The organism is Acinetobacter sp. 25-47-130 (assembly GCF_056779705.1).
The window spans coordinates 75,195-97,509 of sequence record NZ_JBWYII010000003.1 but is presented as its reverse complement, the minus strand read 5'-3'; the positions used below and the strand labels follow the sequence as shown (position 1 = coordinate 97,509).

The window sequence follows — 22,315 nt, the reverse complement described above, 5'->3', positions numbered from 1 at the left end:
TTAATTATGTAGCGCTATTTGTCCATTTTGACTAATCTGTCACAAATTTTTAGAATTCTCAATTATTTTTAAGTAAAAAATTGCCGAGTTCAGATAAAGTCTACATTTTGAGTTTTGAATAACATTTAAAAAGCATTTAAGCACTATACTGATCGATGAGCGCGTAGATTTGCTTAAGGGTTGCGTTGGATAACTTAACTTTTTCACCCTGTAGTAACTTTGATAATTGATCAACCGTTTGTAATAAGGTACTGGTCTGTATCGGGCCATTGGTCAGCAGATAATCAATAATTAAAGGATCAAAATGCACACCTTTACGATCTAACACAGAATGTAATAAGGCATAGCGGTCAGCGTAGGATTGACCTGTTGGCACTTTAACACTCACCGCTTGAGTTAATCTCGACTGAAGATCTGGTAATTCAAGTTTCAGTTCAATTGGCGCAGATCTAGATGAAAAGACTAGTTGTCCTCCACCATCATTATTATTATTTATTAAGTGAAATACCGCTTTTTGCCAATGCGGTACACCACTGATCGCTTCAATATCATCTAGTGCGACCAAATCATAACGATCCAATGAAGTAATCGCCTCAATTGGAGCATCGAGCAATTCTAGCAATGACACTTTAATTGCAGATTTCCCCACATCTAGATATGAGTCACATATTGCAGTTAATAAGTGACTCTTACCTGTGCCCGCACCGCCATAAAGGTAAAATCGATTCATTAATCCAGCATGAAGTTGGCGAACTGCATCAATGACGGGTCCCCAACCTGGGCCGGAAAAATCACTGATCCGTGCATCAAGTTGAGGTTCTATATCAAGTTGCAGTTGCCGCATAAATGCTTGGTCACCTTAAGGTTCTTTATTTTGTTTCTGCACATCGATTTTTTCAGATGTTGCAATATCTTGTTGATTATTGATTGATTGTGGTTTGAGATCAAGCTCAATATCAACCTGATCGGTTTGGATTGTAATTTCACCACCACCATGATCAGCTACGGCAACTGGTGGCGTACCATAAATTGTACTCCTTTCATAAGTGTCACGTGCATGTCGGAGCAGTACCACGATTACAGCTGCAACAGGTAATGCAATCAACATACCCAAGAAACCAGCCAATTGTGCACCAGCCAATACAGCGAATACGACCGCTACTGGAGAAAGACCAATTTTATCTCCCAATAAGAATGGCTGAAGCACATAACCTTCAACAGCTTGCCCTACCATGAACACCACTGCAACTAAAAGGAGTTGAGTCCAATCCATACCAAATTGGAAGAAAGTTGCTATCACGGCAGCAATAATTCCTACTGCAAATCCTAAATATGGGATGATACTTGCCAAGCCTGCAATCATGCCAATAATCAAACCAACTTCCAGACCAATCAGTTGTAAACCAACAGCATAAACAATCCCCAAAAGGATCATCACGAGGAATTGTCCTTTTACAAATGCACCTAGTACGCTATGGCATTCACCTACGATTTCAAGCGTTGAAGCTTCATAAGGACGTGGAATGAGTCGACGCAAACTATTGAGCATTCGATCCCAATCTAAGAGGAAATAAAATGCAATAATTGGAATCAGTACAATTGTCCCACCAATCTGAATAAAATTCAGACCAGATTGTGCCAATTTGAGTGCCATCGCTTGGATACTGTCAGCACTATAATTGGTTTGAACATACTCCATAACAGCTGCTGAAATCTGATCTACATCTAATTCTAGTGGCACTATATTGAAAGTATCTGATAACCACGGTAAGAAGCTAAAATTTACCCAATGAACTACTTTCGGGATACTGGATTTAGCATACATCAGCTGTTCCCAAATTAATGGAACCAAATACCACATTGCCCATGTGATCACGACACCAATACCAATAAATACCAAACTGATAGACAACCAACGAGGTAAACCTATCTTATGCAATCGATCAACCAATGGACTGAAAAGATAAGCTATTAAAAATGCACCAATAAATGGGATTACGACCGGTTTTAATAAGTATAAAATCCAGAGAAATAAAGCTATCCCTGCAAGGATAAAAACACGGCGTAGGGTACGATCTACCATAGAAACTCGCCTTTTTTAAGATTATTCGTTATGTAAAGGAAAATATTTTAGTAAAGATAACATTTTAGTGCATAAATAACATAAGAGTTTCGTATATTCGGGTTATAATCCCCGCGCGAATGCGGAGACTTCAATATGAGCAACTCAACTTCTACCCCAAACACTGGTTTAAGCTACAAAGATGCAGGTGTCGACATTGAGGCGGGCGACGCGTTAGTCGATCGTATCAAATCTGTCGCTAAACGCACGACTCGTCCTGAAGTAATGGGCGGTCTTGGTGGCTTCGGTGCACTTTGTAAAATTCCTAAAGGTTATGAAGAACCTGTTCTCGTATCTGGCACAGACGGTGTTGGTACAAAATTACGTTTAGCATTGAATTTAAACCGTCATGACACAATTGGTCAGGATTTGGTTGCAATGTGTGTGAACGATTTACTTGTCTGTGGTGCTGAACCACTTTTCTTCCTTGATTATTACGCAACTGGTCACCTCAATGTTGATGTCGCAGCTAATGTAGTGACAGGTATCGGTCAAGGTTGTGAGCTTGCTGGATGTGCATTGGTCGGTGGTGAAACTGCTGAAATGCCAGGCATGTATGAAGGTGAAGATTACGATTTAGCTGGTTTCTGTGTAGGTGTTGTAGAACAAAGTAAAATTATTGATGGCTCTAAAGTTAAAGCTGGTGATGTATTAGTTGGTGTTGCTTCAAGCGGCGCACACTCTAATGGCTACTCTCTTCTTCGTAAAATTTTAGATGTAAAAAATGTTGATTTAACTCAAATTGTTGATGGTCGTCCACTTGCTGATGTAGCAATGGAGCCAACTCGTATCTACGTTAAACCTATTCTAGAGCTTCTCAAACAGGTTGATGTTCACGCGATGGCACACATCACAGGTGGCGGTTTACCAGGTAACTTACCTCGCGTATTACCAAATGGTGCCCAAGCTGTAGTAAACGAATCTTCTTGGGAATGGCCTGAGCTGTTCAAACTTCTTCAACGTGAAGGTGGTGTAGAACAATTTGAAATGTACCGCACATTCAACTGTGGCGTAGGTATGGTTCTAGTTGTTGATGCTGCTGAAGCTGATAAAACAGTTGAAATCTTAAATCAACTCGGTGAAAAAGCATGGACGATGGGCCACATTGTTGACAATGCTGAATCTGTCGAAGGTGCAGACGAAAAAATTCGTGTGATCTTCGCTTAATCAGTTTATTGTTAAAACATGATTAAAATTGCTGTTTTAGTATCAGGTAACGGATCAAACCTACAAGCATTAATCGATGCAAACCTTTCAGGTCAAATTGTCGGTGTGATCTCGAATAAACCTGCTGCTTACGCACTTGAGCGTGCTGCTCATGCCAACATTGCAACTGCAGTGATTGAACATAAAAACTTCCCAGATCGTGAAGCGTTTGATGATGTTATGCACCAGCAACTGCTCGACTGGGAAGCTGATCTTGTGGTTTTAGCGGGGTTTATGCGCATTTTAAGTGCTAAGTTCGTTAAAGCATGGGAGGGTAAAATGATCAATATCCATCCCTCTCTGCTGCCACATTACAAAGGAATGCATACACATCAACGTGTATTGAATACTGGTGATCTATGGCATGGTTGTACTGTACATTATGTCACTGCAGAACTAGATGCAGGTCAAGCACTTGCTCAAGGCGTACTCAAAGTTTCTCACCATGATAATGTTGCATCTTTAGCAGATCGTGTACATCAACTTGAACATTTAATTTATCCTCAAGTTGTAGAATGGATTTGTAATCAAACCATTCAAGTCACATCCGAAGGCGTGCACTATAAAAATCAAATTATGAAAGGTCCGATACAGTTCTGTCATATTTGATTTAAAAAACGCAGCTTAGGCTGCGTTTTTTAGTGGCGTCAAAATAGTTTTTAAATGCGCAGCCAATTGCTCAGGATGTTCAAGTGGGAACATGTGTCCACCTTCAAAAATACTAAAAGGCACACCAAACTTTTTTCTCACTTTATGAGGGAATTTACGCGCTAAGAATGGACCTTCAGAAGCAACAATTAATTGACTTGAAACTTTGAGCTTAGGTTGAGGCAGCCACCACAATGAAGGATTGGTTCTAAAAATATCCACTTCAATAGATTTTGGAATCGCCAATTCAACGCCGCCACGCGTTGGATCTTCAACTAATGCAAATTGAATATAGTCATTAAAACATTGCTCATCAAATGCTGCATATAATGCTTTGGGTCGAAGTAATGTTGCAGCTTGCTCTCGGCTATCCCAATGATCACGTCGACGTTTAGACAATGCCGCTGGCGACATTTGATCCACTACTTTTAACTTTAAAGACTTTGCAATATGCATAGCAAATGATTCTAGCCCCATAATAAGAGGTGGATCGAGAAGAATAGTTTGACTAAAAAGTTCTGGGCATTTCAACGCAGCTTTGAACGTCAAAACTCCTCCTAAGGAGTGCCCGATACCAATCACTTTACGACCATGGGATTTCTGAACAATATTATCAATCACTTGCTGTGTCATACTTTCCCAGTGTTGATCTACAGGATAACGTTGATCAACACCAAGATTGGTCGTATAAATCACATCGAATTGATCAGACAAAGCATCAAAAAATTTTTGATAAACTTTCGATGGAACCCCGTTGGCATGAGCAAAATGGATCAATGGTTTCATTGGATTCGATTCACCTGCTCAGATTGAATCTGCTTGGAAATTGAAGAAGCAAAACCTTGACCAATTTCACTTCCAAGTCGTCCAAGCACAGAATCAAAGGGGCTACGTTGAATAGTATAATCTACCGTTTTTTCGACTTTTAATTCGCGTTTCAGTGTATGAATATTGCCAATCCGATCTGCAATACCGAGCTTCACAGCCTGCTCACCAGTCCAAAACAAACCTGAAAATATAGCAGGGTCTTGCGATTTCAATTTATTGCCACGACCTTTTTTGACTGCATCAATAAAATGTTGATGAACATTATCCAATACACCTTGTACGTGTGCACGTTGTGCAGGATCAACTGGTTGTGTCATCGACAATAATGCTTTGTTCTCACCTGAAGTCATGGTGCGATCTTCAACGCCAAGTTTTTGCATCAAACCACTCACTCCATAGTTTGGCATAATGACGCCAATTGAGCCGACTAAACTTGATGGATTAACAATAATTTCATCCGCTGCAGACGCTATGTAATAAGCACCTGAAGCACCTGTGTCACCAATTAATGCATAAAGTTTTTTATCTTTATAAACCGACTTTAAATATTGGATCTCTTGCCAAATTTCATCAGACTGAACTGGAGATCCACCCGGAGAGTTAATATTTAAAACAACAGCTTGCGATTGCTTGCTTTCAAATGCTTTTTTCAAACCTTTGATCGTATCTGCACTATTCACACTTTGCTGGTCTGCAGCAATCGTTCCTACAATATCGACTGTAGCAATATGCTGTGATGACACCGCACTATCAGTGGAAGTCGTTGAACAACTTTTCCCCATGACCAAAACTATAAACAACAGATATGCGAAAGTAAGAAATTTAAAAAAGATTCCCCAACGTCTTGCACGTCTCTGTTCTTCTACAGATGCGAGAACAGCTTTTTCTAAAATTTGCCATTCTTTTCCGTTCGGTTGGTTATTTGGTTTTTGATTTTCATTTTGTGGTTCAGGCGGCCAAGCGGACATACATACCATCCAAATTAAATTTAAGCTGACATTATATACAAGGAATGAGGTCAAACTATTTATAAGTCAAGATTTAACATATAATAAACCCAAATCACAATATTCTATGAACTTACCAAATTTTGAATCTAATGCCTGAAACCAAAACATCGACCACAACCCGCCTGTTAAATTTCTTCAGTCGCCGTCCGATTCGTTTTTCTCGTTTTTTTGCAAAAATGCTTGCAGGGCTGATTAATACGCTAAAAATTACAAAAACTACGAATACCATCCGCCTCAATATCGACATTTGCTTACCGCATCTTTCTGATGAAGAAAAACATTTAGTGACTCGTGCAGCGGTAAGAAACGAACTTCAATCTTATATGGAATTTTTTAGTATTTGGGGAAGCTCAAACGAAACCAATATTTCACGAATACGCAATGTCACTGGTGCTGAATATTTTCATGAAGCAATGGCTGAAAAGAAAGGTATTATTTTACTCGCACCACATTTTGGTACATGGGAAGTCATGAATGCGTGGTTCGCACAATATACTAAGATGACCATCATGTATAAACCCATCAAGAATGAAGAAGCAGATCAATTTGTGCGCCAGGCTCGTAGTCGAGAACAAGCAACTTTAGTCCCTACAGATGAGAGTGGTATAAGACAAATTTTTAAAGCCCTTAAATTAGGGGGGACAACTGTGATTCTTCCAGATCACAATCCTAAACACGGTGGTGAAATGATCGATTATTTCGGCATACCACTCGAGTCCAGTAATTTAAGTGCCAAACTCATCCAAAAAACTAAAGCCAAAGGCCTTTTGGTCTATGCAATTCGCAATGAAACTGAAGATTTTGATGTATTTATTGAACCAATGGATGCTTCGATTTATGAAGGCACTCCCGCTGACGGAACGTTAGTAATTCACCGTGCAATAGAAAGCCTGATTCATCGTTATCCTGAACATGCTCATTGGAGCTATAAACGTTTCCGTGCAAATCCTGATCTACATAACATTTATCGTATCCCTGCAGAACAAGCCAGAGTAAAAATAGAGCAAGTCAGAAAAGCAAGTTAATCTATGGGGATATTCCGAGTTAACCACGCTTTTTGATCTCGATGATATCGAAATTGTACATCTCTGTTTTTATCGAAGGTCATTCGAATGCTGCCCTTCGATTGGGTATCGAGTAGCGGAATATTAAGCGCTTTTAAACGCTCTTTGACAACAGGATGTGGATGATTATAGCGGTTATCAAAACCAGCCGATGCAATGGCAATTTTAGGTTTGGTATTTTTTAAAAAGTCGTAAGATGAACTATGTCGACTGCCATGGTGTCCTAAGATTAAAATATCTACTCTAAGTTCAGGATACTGCTTTAAAATACGATACTCTGTCTCCCACCCTGCATCCCCCATAATCAGAATATGCTTAAAATCGTTAGCATAGGGTAATGTCAGATACATTACGCACGAAAGCTCATTACGATTTTGACTGACAAAATTTAATTGTGATTCAACTGGTGAAAGAAATTGTATATTGATCTTACCCAATTGTACCTGTTGATGCTGTCGACAATAATCAAATTCAACATACTGAAACCTATCATCTTTTTCATTTGAGATAACTTGATCAATTTGTATATGTTTTCCAATAGTGCGGTATGCTCCAGCATGATCTTGATCAAGATGACTGATAAAAACTTGATCTAATTTTGATATGCCACGTTGAATTAAGAAAGGGACAACTACATTTTCTCCGATACTAAATGTATTCTCATCAAAGCTCCCGCCTGTATCAACTAAAGCAGTTTTCCCTGATGACTGTAAGAGTATGGACTGCCCCTGCCCTATGTCCAAAATTTCAATGATATCGTATCCATCATCACGTTTAGGCATCAGCAATGCCACACCTAATACGGGTATCCATAATCGAGGGATTACATTCTTTGGCATAAAGAACATGAATACTGCCAATGCGAGCAAAAACATTTGTGCTTTCGTTAACGCTACCCATTTCAATGGATTGTCTAATATTGCTCCCAGCTTAGTCAGTAGCACCAAAAGAACCGATATCAATACATCAGCCAGATGAAATAAAAATTGACCAACAAAAGGAATAAAGCTGAGACAATAGCCCAGTACTTCCAATGGCACGATCAAGGTCCCAATCATTGGAACAGCAACTAAATTAGCAAATGGCGCAAATAAAGAAATCTGTTGAAATATCAGTAGAGTGAGTGGTATCAGTGCAATAAATATTTTCCATTGGGATTGCAAAAGTATTTTAAGATACATTTTTGCTTTATCTATAAAACGATGCTTATTGATTAAAGCAGTGTTTTGCTGTTCATGAACGATCGTTTGGTATACACGAATCAAAATCAAACATGCGCCGTACGAAAGCCAAAATGCAGCAGATAAAATACTAAAAGGGTCTAAATAGAGCATTAAGCTTGCACTGATAAGTAATAGTACAAAAGGCTTAATCTTAAATTTAAATAAAATAGCGATACTAATTAGACAAACTGACAATGTAGTTCTTAATGCAGGAATTTCGAGCCCTGAAAAAAAACTATAAATAATTACCCCACATACGAAAGGGATTAAAAGTAAATATGGTTTGGGAACTTTTAGAAAAATATGAGGACGAAAAATTGATACAAGATACCCCATGAACCATGATAATAAGCCAGCAAAAATTAGAACATGTGGACCTGAAATAGCCAATAAATGCGTAATGCCTAGTTTTTTAAATAATTCTTCTTGTTGCTCCGTCAGTAGACTCTTATCACCTGTGAGTAACGCGACTAGCAACCCCTTATTCCTGAATACTCCCTGTTCGATATCATCCCTAAAAGCTAAACGTGCTTTTTCAATGCTCAGGCTCAATAGTGCCAAAAGGCTCCGATGCACATCGGTTGAAGATAAATAACCTTCAGAATATAACATCGCTTCACTTACAGGTACGATCCAATCTACACGCATTGTTCCAGCTATATTTTGCTGTAACAACCATTTCTCTTGATCAAATACCCCATCTACTGCATAACTATGTGCGGGTCTTAATTTTCCCATAACTTTATAATAGCGCCCTAGATCTAATGTCGTATCAAGTTTTGACTCTCGCAAATATAATAAGAGCGTTTGAGATTGTCCTTGCTTCTTGTCGATCACTTGCGCACGCTGCTGTATTGATCGACCTTCCTGATCCATTTTCAGCTGATTAATTTTATTGATATAGACAACTATTTCTTTTTCTTCAATATATTGAACACGTTTCTCTAAACGATCGTGTAAGGCTGTTTTTGCATATTGATGCCCCAAAACAAATGTGATCAGACAAATTCCCGTTAGCACAAGCATTCTTGATGATGACTGGACAATACTTGAGGTGTGAGGATAAATGAATCGATCAGGTTGCCTCATTAATCGTACAAAGTAACCCATGATCAAAATGATACTTGCCATACCCAGCAAGAGAGTTGAATATTCAACTTCACCCTGAAAGCTGATCGTAGCAACACCAATGATCCAAAAGATGAGAATAAATATTAAAAACATCTAACTTTTATGTTTATTTTTCTTAAATAGATTAAAGCCCACCTAAGTGGGCTTTAACAAGACTGTTAATCGGATTTTTAGGCTATACCCACAATCCATCTTGCATATGCAAAATCTTATCAGCAGTTTGTGCGAGCTGTTCATCATGGGTCACGATGAGCATTGCCATATTAAATTCTTTACGCAGATCGGAAAGCAATTCAAAAATTGTGACGGCAGTTTTACGATCTAAATTTCCAGTAGGCTCATCTGCCATCATCAATTTGGGTTGAGCCACTAAAGCCCGTGCAAGTGCAACGCGTTGTCGCTCACCGCCAGATAACTCACCTGGTTTATGCGTTAAACGATGTGATAAACCCACTTTATTCAACAAATATTCTGCACGTTCTTTTACTTCTTTAAAATTTGCATCTTTACGTAACATTAGCGGCATTGATACATTTTCTAAAGCCGTAAACTCAGGAAGTAAATGGTGAAATTGATAGACAAATCCCAGGTGTTCATTACGTAGGAAACCGCGTTCAGCTTCGCCTAAAGTGTCAAAACGCTGACCATTAAGCATCACTACACCTTCGGACGGACGATCAAGCCCCCCTAATACATGTAACAGCGTACTCTTACCCGAACCACTTGATCCGACAATCGAAACGAATTGTCCTTGCTCAACAACCAAGTCCAACCCCTTAATCACTTCAACAGTTGATTTACCATCTGTAAAATGTTTATGAATATTTTTGGCTTCTAAGACAATATTACTCATAGCGTAAAGCCTCTGCTGGTTGAACTTTAGCAGCACGCAGCGCTGGATAAATTGTTGCAAGGAAACTTAGCGCTAGTGATAAGCTAACAATCACCACCACATCTTGCCAACGTAGATACGATGGTAAATAGTTAATGAAATATGCATCGAATAAATTTAGTCCAAAAGCGGTGTTCAGCCAGCCAATAAATCCACTGATACTCGTTGCAAAGATGATACCTAGTGCTGCTCCTGCCAGTGTTCCTACAACACCAATCACCGTACCCTGTACCATAAAAATCTTAGTGATCGTTGCTGGTGAAGCACCTAAGGTTCTTAAAATAGCAATGTCGGATTTTTTATCAGTAACCACCATCACCAGTGAAGATACAATATTAAATGCTGCAACCAAGACAATCAGGAAAAGTAAAAGGCTAACCATTGCTTTTTCCATCTGAATCGCACTAAAGAGATTACCGTGCGTATAAGTCCAATTTGATGGATAGAAATTGCCTGGTAAATCCATAACAACTTCTTCAGCGACTTGTGGTGCTTTGAAGATATCATCTAGCTTCATACGGATACCTTGTGCACCATCCGGCAGTCTCAACAATGTCGAAGCATCATTTAGCGCGATGTAACCCATCATCGAGTCCACTTCCGCACCAATACTAAAAATACCGACAATTTTAAAACGTTTAAATCTTGGAACAACGCCAGCGGGTGATGGTGTCGCTTCAGGTAATACCAATGTTACATTGTCATTGAGACTTAAACCTAAAGCATCCGTCATCTGCTTGCCCAAAACAATCCCGAACTCACCTTTCTTTAATGAGTTGAGGTCGCCTTGAACCATATGATTTTGAATAATAGATACATTTTTTTCATAGTCAGGCTCAATACCCGTGACCATTATCCCTGCGACCTGTCCTTGGGCTGTTAACATCCCCTGCAACTGTGTAAAAGGTGCAACACCCGTCACATGTTCATGTTGGTCTATTTTCTTTGCAAGCTCAGGCCAGTCTGTTAGAATTTGTGTAGAGGAAACAGTCGCTTGAGGTACCATTCCCAAGACACGGTTTTTTAATTCACGATCGAAACCGTTCATTACAGATAACACAGTAATGAGAACAGCGACGCCCAAAGTCAGACCGATCATGGAAACTAAAGCAATAAAAGAAATAAAGTGATTACTTCGCCGTGCGCGAGTGTATCTCAACCCTATATACAGCGAGATCGGTTTAAACATACCATCTAGTCCGAGGTGTTTTAATGAAAAATCTTCAGCATCAAAGTGGCAATATTGAAAGACGCGTCATGTCACGTATTGATGCTGCCTTAAGAATAAATTATCAGATCATCACTAAAGATGTCGCTTTGAATGATCCCTATGATTCAAATTTTGTACTACCGCGCTATTTTCTCTTACTTGCAGAATTAGATCAATTTGATCATGCGCTTATGTACGAATTAGAACAATTAAATCAAAAAGATCAACAAATTGCTCGGATATTATCCTTATTTAATCAAAAATTAAACCTGATTACGGGCTCACTTTACGACTCTATTGTACAAACCATGTTACCAGTACCTACTCAAGTCAATTTGTCTGAAACGGGTTTTAGTTTTTATGCTGAGCAACATATCCCTGAACAAACCTATATTCATATCACATTGAGTCACCCTGAAAATGATTTTCATATCGCTGCAACTGCACAGGTTGTCTACAGCAATCAAGAAGAAAATGGGCTGTTTAGAACCGGTGCATATTTTCTAACGTTACATCCCCAAGACAAAGTAAAGTTAACAGAAGCCTTGAAGCATTTAAAAAACTCACAGAATCGCTGAGCATCCAACTTAAGGCTTTAATACTTTTTGTTTAAATTTCTGATTCGCTTCTATATCCCGATAAAAATACATAAACAATCCCAGAAGTAGGATCATTGCTCCCAGTATCATACCTAGCGTTAATTTCTCATGATTAAATGCAGCGCCTACACCAAGTGCTAGAACTGGAGTCATTACATTTGTCAGTGACAATGTCGTCGGTTGGATTTTTTTGACCAAATAGAAATAACAAAACATAGCCACTAATGAAGCCATAACAACAGAATATATGATCGCAAGTAATGACTTCATTGAAGGTAATTCAGTAGGTAAATATTTCCATATAAATGGCACAATTAAACATGCAACAAAGGTAGAAACCAGTATTGAACCTGTCGCCTGTGCCATCGGTGCTACATCAGCATTTATTTTTTTTACCCAAAAAATTGACATTGCGTATGAAAAAACGCTAAGCAACATTAAACCAATTCCAATGGGATGGATATGTTGTGATGATCCAGTAAAACTGATCACTACGAGCCCAGTAATCGCGACGATCATTCCTAACCATTGCAGCTTATGCAAATCTTGTTGAAAGATAAATTTTCCAATAAGCCCCGCCATAATTGGTGCTAATCCAAACATCAGTGCAATCATGCCAGAACTTAGATAATCAGTAGCTACATAAGTAAAAAATTGCGAACCAATCAAGCTAAATGAACCAGCAAAATAACTATGCAATGCAATTGAATTTAAAGGAAATTTCACCTTTAAAACTATGAGAAGTAATGCCGCGATAGGCAGTGCCAAGCCTAATCGAATCACCAATGCCCACATTAAATAAATATCTTCTACACTCCACACAATCGCAAGTGGAGTTGTTGCCCAGATGATGACCAATAAGGCATAAATGAGCATAAGTTTAGATTTTTCTGGCATGTGAACTCGATTGATAAGATAAATCAGGCAGTTTTTCTTTTTTGTTTTTGAATCGTTTGATCCAAAGCACTTGAAAATTCACGCTTATCTCTTTCTGAAATTGGCGGTGGTCCACCGGTTTGAACGCCAGCCCCTCTCAAAGTTTCCATGAAATCACGCAAATGTAATCGTGCCTTAATATTAGCTTCTGTCCAAATTTCACCACGTGGATGAATTGCAACGCCACCCTTTTCGATGACTTGAGCTGCTAGAGGAATATCCTGCGTCATGACAATATCATGCTCTTTCATACGTTCGATAATTTCTTTATCAGCTTGATCTGCTCCACTCATCACCTGTATTGAATTAATACGAACAGAAGGAGTTATTCCTACATTTTGATTGGCGACAAAAGTTACTTCAAGTTGATAACGATCAGAAGCTCTTAAAATGACTTCACGCAAAATTTTAGGTAATGCATCAGCATCCACCCAGAGTTTAAATGGCAACACGCCTCTTTCCTTCGTTGTCTTACCACGTCATCTTATCAAATTTTACAGATGGCTGGTTTGATATGATGAATATAAAGCGGATCGTTTTTTTATAGTGAGGACCTTCTCTCCATGTTATTTAAATACATGAAAAATCTTATTGTTGTCAGTTTAATCAAAATTAAAACTAATTGATTGTTTTTGCTTAATGTATGAACGATTAAAACTTTTTTTGATACGAAGCTTTTGACAATTGAAATGTCTATCCTTAATATACAAGCACCTCGCAACGTCCCTATCGTCTAGAGGCCTAGGACATCGCCCTTTCACGGCGGTAACCGGGGTTCGAATCCCCGTAGGGACGCCATTATCGTTTCATACGATCACTCAATATTCAAAATTACTATTATTTCATTGAAGAATTGTAGTTTTTAACTACAATAACTCGCTTCATTTGTTTCGAATTTTCAATCCTATGCACTCATCTCCGAATGATGCTTCGCATCAGGGCAATTCTGCGCCTTTACAACGCGCTATGAGTACTCGACATCTGGTTATGATTTCGCTTGGCGGCGCAATCGGAACTGGACTTTTCTTAGGTTCGGGTGAAGTCATTGCACAAACGGGGCCTGTAGGTGCCATTATTTCTTATATCCTTGGCGGGATTATCGCCTACATGGTTATGCTGTGTTTAGGTGAGCTTGCCGTTCATATGCCTGAGTCTGGTTCGTTTGGTGCTTATGCCAAAAGATATATTGGACCAGGAACAGGCTATACCATCACTTGGTTATATTGGTTAACTTGGTCGGTTACATTAGGAACTGAGTTTACAGCCGCCGCCCTCCTCATGCAGGAATGGTTCCCAGATAGTTCCATGTGGATGTGGACTATAGTCTTTGGTGTATTCGTATTTGTTTTAAATATGATTTCCACAAAATGGTTCGCAGAATCTGAATTTTGGCTGGCCTTAGTTAAAGTTATTACTGTTGTTGCATTTATTCTCTTAGGCCTACTCGCAATTTTTGGTGTAATTGGCTATCAAGGTTACAAAGCGGCGCCTTTATTTAGCAATTTAACTGCACAAGGTTGGTTCCCTGAAGGTCTATTCCCAATTTTTGCTACGATGCTTATCGTAAACTTCGCATTCTCTGGAACAGAATTAATTGGGGTTGCTGCTGGTGAAACTAAAGACCCAGCTAAAAATGTTCCTAAAGCGATTAATACAGCGATTTTTCGTCTGTTGATTTTCTTCGTAGGTACAATCATTGTAGTAACGTCACTTCTTCCACATCAAGAAGCTGGCTTAGCTGCTGAAGGTGTGAGTAGCTCTCCATTTGTGACTGTTTATCAGCATATTGGTATTCCCTATGCAGAAGATATCATCCGTTTTGTAATTATTACCGCTTTATTATCAGCTGCTAACTCTGGTTTGTTTGCTGCGTCACGCATGATGTGGTCTTTATCTTACAAAAAGCAGCTCCCTGCAGTATTTTCTAGAGTGAATGCACGTGGTATCCCCTATGTTGCAGTGATCGTGACAATGATCGGTGGGTTACCAGGCTTATTGTCAGAACAATTCGCACCTGAGACTATTTTTACCAATTTATTAGGTATTGCTGCTTTTACAATGGTCGTTGTGTGGATGAGTATTTGTTTAAGCCAATTTAATTTCAGACGCGATTGGTATAAGCAAGGGCGCAAAAAAGAAGAGCTGGGCTTTGCTGCTCCATTATTTCCAATTGTCCCAATCTTAGGTTTTGTGTTCTGTTTTATCACATGCTTAAGTATGGTATTTGATCCAAGTATGCGTATTAGCTTTTTCGGGTGTTTAGCGTTCATTGCTGTATGCTATGCCAGTTATTACCTGTTTTATCACGATAAATCTTGATTTTGAAATAGCGACTTCGGTCGCTATTTTTTTGCTTAGACAGTTCCTATTTTCCCAATGCTTTTCTAATATTTCTTGGATATTTGATCTAAATTTAGCCTTTAAATTCAATATTGTTTTATTTTCATACGAACACACCATTTTTTTAATTTTTTTGCTGAAATGCGTTTGACACCCCCCTATTTTCACCCTATTATACGCCCACCTCTGAAACGTCCCTATCGTCTAGAGGCCTAGGACATCGCCCTTTCACGGCGGTAACCGGGGTTCGAATCCCCGTAGGGACGCCAATTTTCAGAAGTAGATTTTATTAAGTCCCTATCGTCTAGAGGCCTAGGACATCGCCCTTTCACGGCGGTAACCGGGGTTCGAATCCCCGTAGGGACGCCATTAATTTCAATTGAAATAACATGGTTTAAAATATATTTCTGCACTGTCCCTATCGTCTAGAGGCCTAGGACATCGCCCTTTCACGGCGGTAACCGGGGTTCGAATCCCCGTAGGGACGCCATATTCGAGATGAAACATCTCATAAAAAAGCCCAAGCATCTAAGACTTGGGCTTTTTTTTATAACTTAGTCACCCTAAAAATCGAACACAAAATAAACAACATTATCATTTTTGAAGGTTATGGTGGTTTAAACCCTTAATAACGCTTGGAGAAGATGATGTTGGACAACACCGTACTTAATCCCCTAGCATCCCCATCACAATTAAATACAATTAGTCCTAAAACAAATAAAGACTGGGTTGAGTTTTTTTTAGACCCTAAAGTGAATCGTGAATGTAAAACAGAATATGCTGAAACCTATGTTCTTTCACTATTCGATCAACTCAATACGACTCATTTATCGTGGATTGATCAGGTAGACCAAGTTAGGCAACATATTCAACACGAACATGATCAAACTTGTTCTAAATTTCAAAGTTATCTAGATCAACGAAAATCAGGGCTTGGGCGTGACTACTTTCCAACCATCTCTCATGCTTTAGAATTTTTATATAAAGTTGCTCCAGTTAAATATGTAGATGGCTCATGGCTATATTCATCTCTTACGCACCCCTCTCTGTTTAAAAGCAAAGATCTAAGCTATATCTACTTAGAAGAACTTGGCTTGGGAGATGCTAAAGCAAATCATGTTTGCATGTATCAAAGCTTACTACGACATTTCGAGCTTGAACCGTACATTAATTATTTAGATGATATTTATTTTGAACAAGCCGCTGTTCAACTTGCTCTCGCATATATATCACATGATTTATTTCCACTGGTAATTGGATTTAACTTGGGTTATGAACAATTACCACTACACCTGTTAATCACCAATTATGAGTTAGCAGAACTTGGAATTGATCCTCATTATTTTAATGTTCATATTACAATTGATAATGCACACAATGGACATGCTGAAAAATCAATAGAGGCATTTATTGATCATTATCATCAAGCTCAAGATAAATCAAAATATCTTGAATTGGTTAAAATGGGTTTCCAAATGAATGATCTTGGCTTGAGCTCAACAAATATCATCCGAGAAATTGATCTGACTCAAAGCGTTTATCAACTTCTGCAAAGAAAAGCAGTTGTCGGTCAACATATCCATAACCAAAAATGTCAATTTAATGGCAGATCAATTAACGAATGGCTCGCTCAACCTGAATTAATATCTGAATTTATTCAAATCTTAATTGATAAACAATGGATTATTAAAAACAGGCCTGTCGAAGAAAGTCGTTTTTGGAAACTTATTCACGATAGTGATGGCAAAATGTTTGGTGTGTTTAATGCAACTGAGAAAATGCTGATCAAAGACTGGATTCAAGGGGAATCATTAACTGTTCGTTTAAAAAGAATGCCTGTAACAGGAGATCAAAACTGGCTATCAAAATACAATAATCAACATGAACTTGAACAGATCAAACATCAATGTCATTCATTAGATGATACAAACGATAAACTCGCATTATTAATTCCATATCTATCACCTTACTATCATCCACGAGCGATCGGATTATGGGCAACCCAAGAAGTCTCTAAGTTACTTTTCCCTTTTCAAACACTTGCGCTTTAGTTTTAACTCGCCGCATAAAATAAGGAGCCATAAAGGCTCCTTATATGTATTGATTTATACTATGCAGATTTTCTTGAATTAACTTTGCCCTGAATGATAGCCTTCACATTTCCTTTTGCATAATTCAGAAAAACTTTTAAAGGTGAAAGTTTTGGATTAGGTTGATTACCCTCACCAATCGCTTTGAATTGTGCCGCATACCAAATAATTTCCATAATTGCCATTTTATCAATAAATGGAATCCCTGTTTTAATTGGTTTTACTGCATATCTAACATCGTGTCCTGCAATCAAACGATCAGTTAAATCCGTTTCTACAGCGAGCGGGCGTGCAATTCCAATAAAGTCACATGCACCACTTTCTAAAGCATCATTCATCCCTTTAACGGTTCTGAATCCACCTGTAACCATCAGTTTGCATTTTACTTCTTGACGTATTTTCTCTGCGAAATCTAAAAAGTAAGCCTCACGTGCAATGGTACTTGCTTTACGCTGTTCAGCTTTAGCACCTGCCATTGCGGGCGCTTCATACGTACCGCCTGAAATTTCAATTAAATCGATTCCTGCATCATCAATAGCTTTAAATACTTGAATCACTTCTTCTTCAGTAATTCCACCTCGTTGAAAATCTGCGGAATTCAATTTCACTGAAACGATAAAATTCTCGGATGTTGCAGCTCGAACAGCTTTATAAATTTCTAATAAGAAACGCATACGATTTTCAATGCTGCCACCCCATTGATCATTACGCTTATTGGTCAGTGGCGATAGAAATTCACTGATTAAATATCCATGAGCACCGTGTAATTGAACACCTTCAAAGCCCGCTTTTTCGCAAATCGCTGCAGAGGTTGCAAACCTTTGGATTAGATCTAGGATTTCCTCATGCTCGAGAGCCCGTGGAGTAGCAAAGGTAGTAGCCAACATAGCACTAAATGGAACAGCAGACGGTGCAACAGTTTCTTTATTTAAGCCTTTAGGACACTGTCTGCCCGGATGAGACAATTGAACAAGCTGGACCATACCATAACGTTTACCTAGGTCAGCCCATGCCTTTAATTTAGGTAAATCTCGCTCATTTTCGACCACGACGACACCAGGCTCATTCTTCGCACGTAGATCAACCATCACATTTCCTGTGATTGAACACCCTAAACCTCCTCTTGCCCAAGCTTCATACAAGCCTGTGTGCAAATGATTTGGTTCACCAGCAGCATTCGCTAGAGCTTCACTCATTGCGCCTTTAATAATGCGATTTTTGAAAGTTGTATTGCGAATTTGAATCGGCTCAGCAATTTTACTCATCTTGAAGTTCTCAATTTTGTGCTTATCTAAACCTAAAACCAATTAGGCGTGACTTCCCTGAATTTCAGTCTAGAATTGACAATCCTTCTTGTCAAATAACTTTTATAAACTACTTTGTATAAGATGTTGCGTATAAGCATGAATCGGTGCACGGAATAAACGTTCTGTCTCTTGAATTTCTAAAACTTTTGCATCTTTCATCACCATAACTCGATGGCATAACGCTTTCACAATTTTCAGATCATGACTAATAAAGATGTAACTGATCCCTGTTCTCTGCTGTATATCTTGAAGTAATTTCACCAATTTTATTTGTGTATTGCGATCTAATGCAGATGTTGGCTCATCCAGAATGAGTAATTGAGGTTTCAGAATAAGTGCTCTGGCCAGCGATACTCTTTGTCGCTGTCCACCCGACATTTGATGAGGATAACGATCAAGAAATTCTTTTGTGAGATTAACCTCTTCAAGGGCTTGAATCGCGAGATTTAATTTTTCACTCTTTCTCAATTTTTTTAATCTTAACCCTTCAGTTAATAATGACAAAACATCCATTCTTGGATTGAGACTCGAAAAAGGATCTTGAAAAACGATTTGAAAATCTTTTCGATGCGCTCTTAATTGCTTGTCAGACAACTGATTAAGATTGATACAATTTAACTCAATGGTACCTGTTGACTCTATGAGTCGTGCAAGCGCGAGTGCAGCACTGGTTTTTCCAGACCCACTTTCACCTACAATACCAAGCGACTCTCCTTGTTTAAGCTGGAAACTTAAATCTTCCACCGCTATAAATTGAGTTTTAAATACATTCAGAAAATTCAGCTTAGGTGGATAGCGCACTCGAAGATGTTCAGTATTTAAAAGTTCTTTGGGCTGTTCACTGATAGGTGAAATCGAATCAAACTGCTGATTAAGGAGCAGTCGAGTATATTCATGGCGAGGCTGCAGGAATATTTGAGAGACATCACCCTGTTCAACTGTGACACCTTTAGACAAAACCAATACCTGATCAGCATATTGTTGCACCAACCTTAAATCATGACTAACCAAAACTAAGGCCATATTTTTTTGATGCGCTTGGTCTTTAATTAAATTTAAAATTTGTTTCTGTAGTGATACATCAAGGGCTGTTGTTGGTTCATCTGCAATTAAAATTTCAGGTTCCGAAATCAGAGCTGTTGCGATCATTACCCTTTGACGCTGACCACCAGACAACTGATGTGGATATCGCTTGAGGATGTCTGATGAGTTCCCCAACCCTACATCACAAAGCACTTCTTCTATTTTTTTTCGAATGTCTTTCTTCTTAAGCCCCTTCGACCATAATGGTTCTGAAATAATTTTTTTAACTGTATGTAATGGATTAAGCGCTGTCATTGGCTCTTGAAATATCATCGCGATCTTATTGCCACGTATTAAGCGCAACTGATCTTCGTGTTTTAGACGCAGATCTTCATTTTGATATATGATTTCACCACTTAAGTCTAGAGCGCGATCTTGAAGACCTAGAAGACTTAGACAAGCTAAAGATTTTCCTGAACCACTTTCACCAACAACCGCTACTGTCTCACCCGCATTTAGCTTAAAAGACAAATCAGTTAAGATTTTTTGTTCATTCAACTGTATATTGAGCTTGTTGACTTCAAGTATTGGTTTAGCCTCTTGGATCAAATGCATCTCGAGCAGCCTCTCCAATATAAATAAGAATAGATAACACAACTGCTAGACTAAAAAATCCAGATAAAACCAACCACGGTGCTGATAGATTATTCTTACCCTGCAATAAAATTTCACCAATTGAAGCTGTATCAGGTGGCAAACCATAGCCCAGAAAATCTAATGCTGTAAGTGCGGTAATATTAGCGGTAAGAATGAAAGGAAGCTGTGAGAGTGACGAACTTATAGCATTGGGTAAAATATGTTTGATAATAATTTGACTATCTGTAGCACCGAGTGATCTCGCAGCTCGCACATAGTCCAAATTTCTGGCTTTCAGAAACTCTGCACGAACAAGACCAACTAACGCAGTCCAACCAAACATCAGCATAATTAAAAACAGCCAATATACGCTTGGTGTAAACATGCTCACTAAGATCATCACAATAAATAACATTGGTAGACCACCCCACACCTCTAACAGCCTTTGACCGATCAGATCCAACCAACCGCCAAAGTAGCCTTGGACAGCACCAATGGTAATTCCTATGAATGCAGATCCAATAGTAAGTGCAATGCCGAACAGCAAAGAGATACGAATACCATATATTAATCTTGCCAAGACATCACGACCTTGATCATCTGTGCCTAACCAATTCACGGAGGTCGGTGGAGATGGTACAGCTTCTGCCAATTCATAATTAGGTGTTTGATATGAAAATGGGATGATAGGCCAAATCTGCCATCCATGCTCATTAATCAATTCTTGAACAGCTGGATCTTTATAATCAGACTCAGTCTCAAAGACACCACCGAATGTTGTTTCAGGATAAGGCTTAAAAATTGGGAAATAAATTTCTTCTTTATAATAAATAAGTATTGGTTTTTCGTTGGCAATAAACTCTGCCCCCAAGGATAAAATAAAGATCGCGATAAATAAAATGAAGCTGAAGAATCCGAGTCGATGTGACTTAAATTTTGAAATTCGTTGATCGAAAAGTGGAGACATTTTTTATGCTCCTTGACGATCAAAATTGATTCTTGGATCAATCAATTGATATAGAACATCACTGAGTAATCTCAAAATTAGACCGACCAACGTAAAGATAAACAATGTTCCAAAAATTACAGGATAATCACGCTGCTGAATTGCCTCAAATCCGAGCAATCCCAAACCATCAAGATTAAATATAATTTCTACAAATAGATTGCCAACAAAAAAAATTCCGATCAGTGCTTCAGGTAATCCTGCTATAACGATCAACATGGCGTTACGGAAAACATGATTGTATAAAACGCGTGGCTCGGTCAGACCTTTAGCACGAGCTGCCGTCACATATTGTTTATTTAACTCTTCCATAAAAGAGTATTTTGTTAGATATGTGAGGGTCGCAAATCCACCTAATATAATAGTAAGGACAGGCAATGTAAGATGCCAAAAATAATCTTTTACTTTATCAATGAAGCTGAGTTCAGCGAAATTCTCAGAGACCAATCCTTGTAATGGAAACCATTGCAAATACGATCCCCCCGAAAAAATCATAATAAGCAGAATAGCAAATACAAAAGTTGGCACTGCATAACCTACGGCCAATACTAGGGAGGTCGTTTGATCAAACAGACCGCCATGTTTATTCGCTTTTCTAATCCCTAGAGGAATGGCGATACTGTAGATCAGTAAGGTACTCCATAAGCCAAGGGAGATCGTGACTGGCATTTTTTCCAAAATTAATGTTGTTACTGATTTATTTTTAAAAAAGCTCGTTCCAAAATCGAGTTGAAGATATCCTTTGAGCATTTTAAAAAAGCGCTCATGCACAGGGCGGTCAAATCCATATTGCGCTTTGATCTGCTCAACCATTTCAGGACTGAGTCCTCGTGTACCCTGATAATGACTCTGGACTTCATTGATGTGAGATGTCGAACCAGACACAACACCAATGCCTTGAAACTGTTCAGCTCTCTGTATTGCCTGTTCAACAGGTCCACCAGGAGCAATTTGAACGACGGCGAAATTGATGAGTAATATCAAAAATAAGGTGGGAATGATTAGCAAAAGTCGTTTAAGTATATAAAGACCCATAAATTTAAC

The 22,315-nt window shown here is 38.7% G+C and carries 19 protein-coding genes and 4 tRNA genes; 10 read left to right on the top strand and 13 right to left on the bottom strand.

The features are described 5' to 3' along the window. Positions 1-136 precede the first annotated feature (136 nt). Complete coding sequence (gene hda, locus AC1M83_RS06190; protein WP_035266869.1) at positions 137-844, bottom strand: DnaA regulatory inactivator Hda; 708 nt, start codon at positions 842-844, stop codon at positions 137-139. Between the two features lie 15 nt (positions 845-859). After that, positions 860-2,083, bottom strand: coding sequence for a chloramphenicol efflux transporter CxpE (gene cxpE / locus AC1M83_RS06185; protein WP_092766788.1), 1,224 nt, complete (start codon positions 2,081-2,083; stop codon positions 860-862). 135 nt (positions 2,084-2,218) lie between these two features. Here cxpE and purM point away from each other — a divergent pair, with 135 nt between their 5' ends. Together purM and purN are read left to right on the top strand one after the other, a co-directional pair. Beyond that, the gene (gene purM, locus AC1M83_RS06180) at positions 2,219-3,289 is read left to right on the top strand and encodes a phosphoribosylformylglycinamidine cyclo-ligase (RefSeq protein ID WP_035266866.1); all 1,071 of its coding nucleotides are present in this window, start codon (positions 2,219-2,221) and stop codon (positions 3,287-3,289) included. Positions 3,290-3,307: 18 nt separating this feature from the next. Next, positions 3,308-3,937 (top strand): phosphoribosylglycinamide formyltransferase, encoded by a 630-nt coding sequence (gene purN, locus AC1M83_RS06175; protein ID WP_481590244.1) that lies wholly within the window; start codon positions 3,308-3,310, stop codon positions 3,935-3,937. 15 nt (positions 3,938-3,952) lie between these two features. Here purN and AC1M83_RS06170 read toward each other — a convergent pair whose 3' ends face one another. Both AC1M83_RS06170 and sppA read right to left on the bottom strand, forming a co-directional pair. Continuing rightward, on the bottom strand, positions 3,953-4,762 hold the full coding sequence (locus tag AC1M83_RS06170) for an alpha/beta fold hydrolase (RefSeq protein ID WP_481590243.1): 810 nt from the start codon (positions 4,760-4,762) through the stop codon (positions 3,953-3,955). Beyond that, entirely contained in the window at positions 4,759-5,772 is a 1,014-nt protein-coding gene (gene sppA, locus AC1M83_RS06165) for a signal peptide peptidase SppA (protein ID WP_481590242.1), read from the bottom strand. The genes AC1M83_RS06170 and sppA overlap by 4 nt, the downstream gene beginning before the upstream one ends. Positions 5,773-5,903: 131 nt before the next feature. Here sppA and AC1M83_RS06160 point away from each other — a divergent pair, with 131 nt between their 5' ends. Then, complete coding sequence (locus AC1M83_RS06160; protein ID WP_180027907.1) at positions 5,904-6,839, top strand: lysophospholipid acyltransferase family protein; 936 nt, start codon at positions 5,904-5,906, stop codon at positions 6,837-6,839. On the opposite strand, the gene AC1M83_RS06155 is transcribed toward AC1M83_RS06160, so the two are convergent. From AC1M83_RS06155 to AC1M83_RS06145, 3 genes are all read right to left on the bottom strand, one after another. Next, positions 6,836-9,325 (bottom strand): DNA internalization-related competence protein ComEC/Rec2, encoded by a 2,490-nt coding sequence (locus AC1M83_RS06155; RefSeq protein WP_481590241.1) that lies wholly within the window; start codon positions 9,323-9,325, stop codon positions 6,836-6,838. The two genes, AC1M83_RS06160 and AC1M83_RS06155, sit on opposite strands and share 4 nt — an antisense overlap. Before the next feature lie 82 nt (positions 9,326-9,407). Next, positions 9,408-10,085 carry a lipoprotein-releasing ABC transporter ATP-binding protein LolD gene (lolD, locus tag AC1M83_RS06150; RefSeq protein WP_035266856.1) on the bottom strand — a complete coding sequence of 226 codons (678 nt, stop codon included), beginning with the start codon at positions 10,083-10,085 and terminating at the stop codon, positions 9,408-9,410. After that, complete coding sequence (locus AC1M83_RS06145; protein ID WP_092766794.1) at positions 10,078-11,313, bottom strand: lipoprotein-releasing ABC transporter permease subunit; 1,236 nt, start codon at positions 11,311-11,313, stop codon at positions 10,078-10,080. Before AC1M83_RS06145 ends, lolD begins: the two co-directional genes overlap by 8 nt. A gap of 23 nt (positions 11,314-11,336) precedes the next feature. Between AC1M83_RS06145 and AC1M83_RS06140 the strand changes: the two genes are divergently transcribed. Then, positions 11,337-11,912 (top strand): PilZ domain-containing protein, encoded by a 576-nt coding sequence (locus AC1M83_RS06140; RefSeq protein WP_481588954.1) that lies wholly within the window; start codon positions 11,337-11,339, stop codon positions 11,910-11,912. Positions 11,913-11,921: 9 nt separating this feature from the next. Here AC1M83_RS06140 and AC1M83_RS06135 read toward each other — a convergent pair whose 3' ends face one another. Then, complete coding sequence (locus AC1M83_RS06135; protein ID WP_481588953.1) at positions 11,922-12,830, bottom strand: DMT family transporter; 909 nt, start codon at positions 12,828-12,830, stop codon at positions 11,922-11,924. Between the two features lie 23 nt (positions 12,831-12,853). Then, a complete protein-coding gene (locus tag AC1M83_RS06130; protein WP_035266848.1) occupies positions 12,854-13,321 on the bottom strand; it encodes a YaiI/YqxD family protein in 468 nt (155 codons plus the stop codon). A gap of 270 nt (positions 13,322-13,591) precedes the next feature. Between AC1M83_RS06130 and AC1M83_RS06125 the strand changes: the two genes are divergently transcribed. From AC1M83_RS06125 to AC1M83_RS06100, 6 genes are all read left to right on the top strand, one after another. After that, positions 13,592-13,667: transfer RNA gene (locus AC1M83_RS06125), tRNA-Glu, on the top strand. Between the two features lie 108 nt (positions 13,668-13,775). Beyond that, complete coding sequence (locus AC1M83_RS06120) at positions 13,776-15,188, top strand: amino acid permease (protein WP_481590240.1); 1,413 nt, start codon at positions 13,776-13,778, stop codon at positions 15,186-15,188. A 214-nt stretch (positions 15,189-15,402) separates the two neighbouring features. Then, a tRNA-Glu gene (locus tag AC1M83_RS06115) sits at positions 15,403-15,478 on the top strand. A gap of 24 nt (positions 15,479-15,502) precedes the next feature. Next, positions 15,503-15,578: transfer RNA gene (locus AC1M83_RS06110), tRNA-Glu, on the top strand. Between the two features lie 45 nt (positions 15,579-15,623). Beyond that, a tRNA-Glu gene (locus tag AC1M83_RS06105) sits at positions 15,624-15,699 on the top strand. A gap of 157 nt (positions 15,700-15,856) precedes the next feature. Beyond that, on the top strand, positions 15,857-17,260 hold the full coding sequence (locus AC1M83_RS06100; protein ID WP_481590239.1) for an iron-containing redox enzyme family protein: 1,404 nt from the start codon (positions 15,857-15,859) through the stop codon (positions 17,258-17,260). A gap of 59 nt (positions 17,261-17,319) precedes the next feature. On the opposite strand, the gene AC1M83_RS06095 is transcribed toward AC1M83_RS06100, so the two are convergent. The 4 genes from AC1M83_RS06095 to AC1M83_RS06080 all read right to left on the bottom strand — a co-directional run bounded on the left by AC1M83_RS06095 (position 17,320) and on the right by AC1M83_RS06080 (position 22,306). Next, on the bottom strand, positions 17,320-18,564 hold the full coding sequence (locus tag AC1M83_RS06095; RefSeq protein WP_481590238.1) for an NADH:flavin oxidoreductase/NADH oxidase family protein: 1,245 nt from the start codon (positions 18,562-18,564) through the stop codon (positions 17,320-17,322). Between the two features lie 102 nt (positions 18,565-18,666). Then, on the bottom strand, positions 18,667-20,244 hold the full coding sequence (locus tag AC1M83_RS06090) for a dipeptide ABC transporter ATP-binding protein (protein WP_481590237.1): 1,578 nt from the start codon (positions 20,242-20,244) through the stop codon (positions 18,667-18,669). Continuing rightward, positions 20,222-21,232 (bottom strand): ABC transporter permease, encoded by a 1,011-nt coding sequence (locus AC1M83_RS06085; protein ID WP_481590236.1) that lies wholly within the window; start codon positions 21,230-21,232, stop codon positions 20,222-20,224. The genes AC1M83_RS06090 and AC1M83_RS06085 overlap by 23 nt, the downstream gene beginning before the upstream one ends. A 3-nt stretch (positions 21,233-21,235) precedes the next feature. Continuing rightward, the gene (locus tag AC1M83_RS06080) at positions 21,236-22,306 is read right to left on the bottom strand and encodes a microcin C ABC transporter permease YejB (RefSeq protein WP_481590235.1); all 1,071 of its coding nucleotides are present in this window, start codon (positions 22,304-22,306) and stop codon (positions 21,236-21,238) included. Positions 22,307-22,315 lie beyond the last annotated feature (9 nt).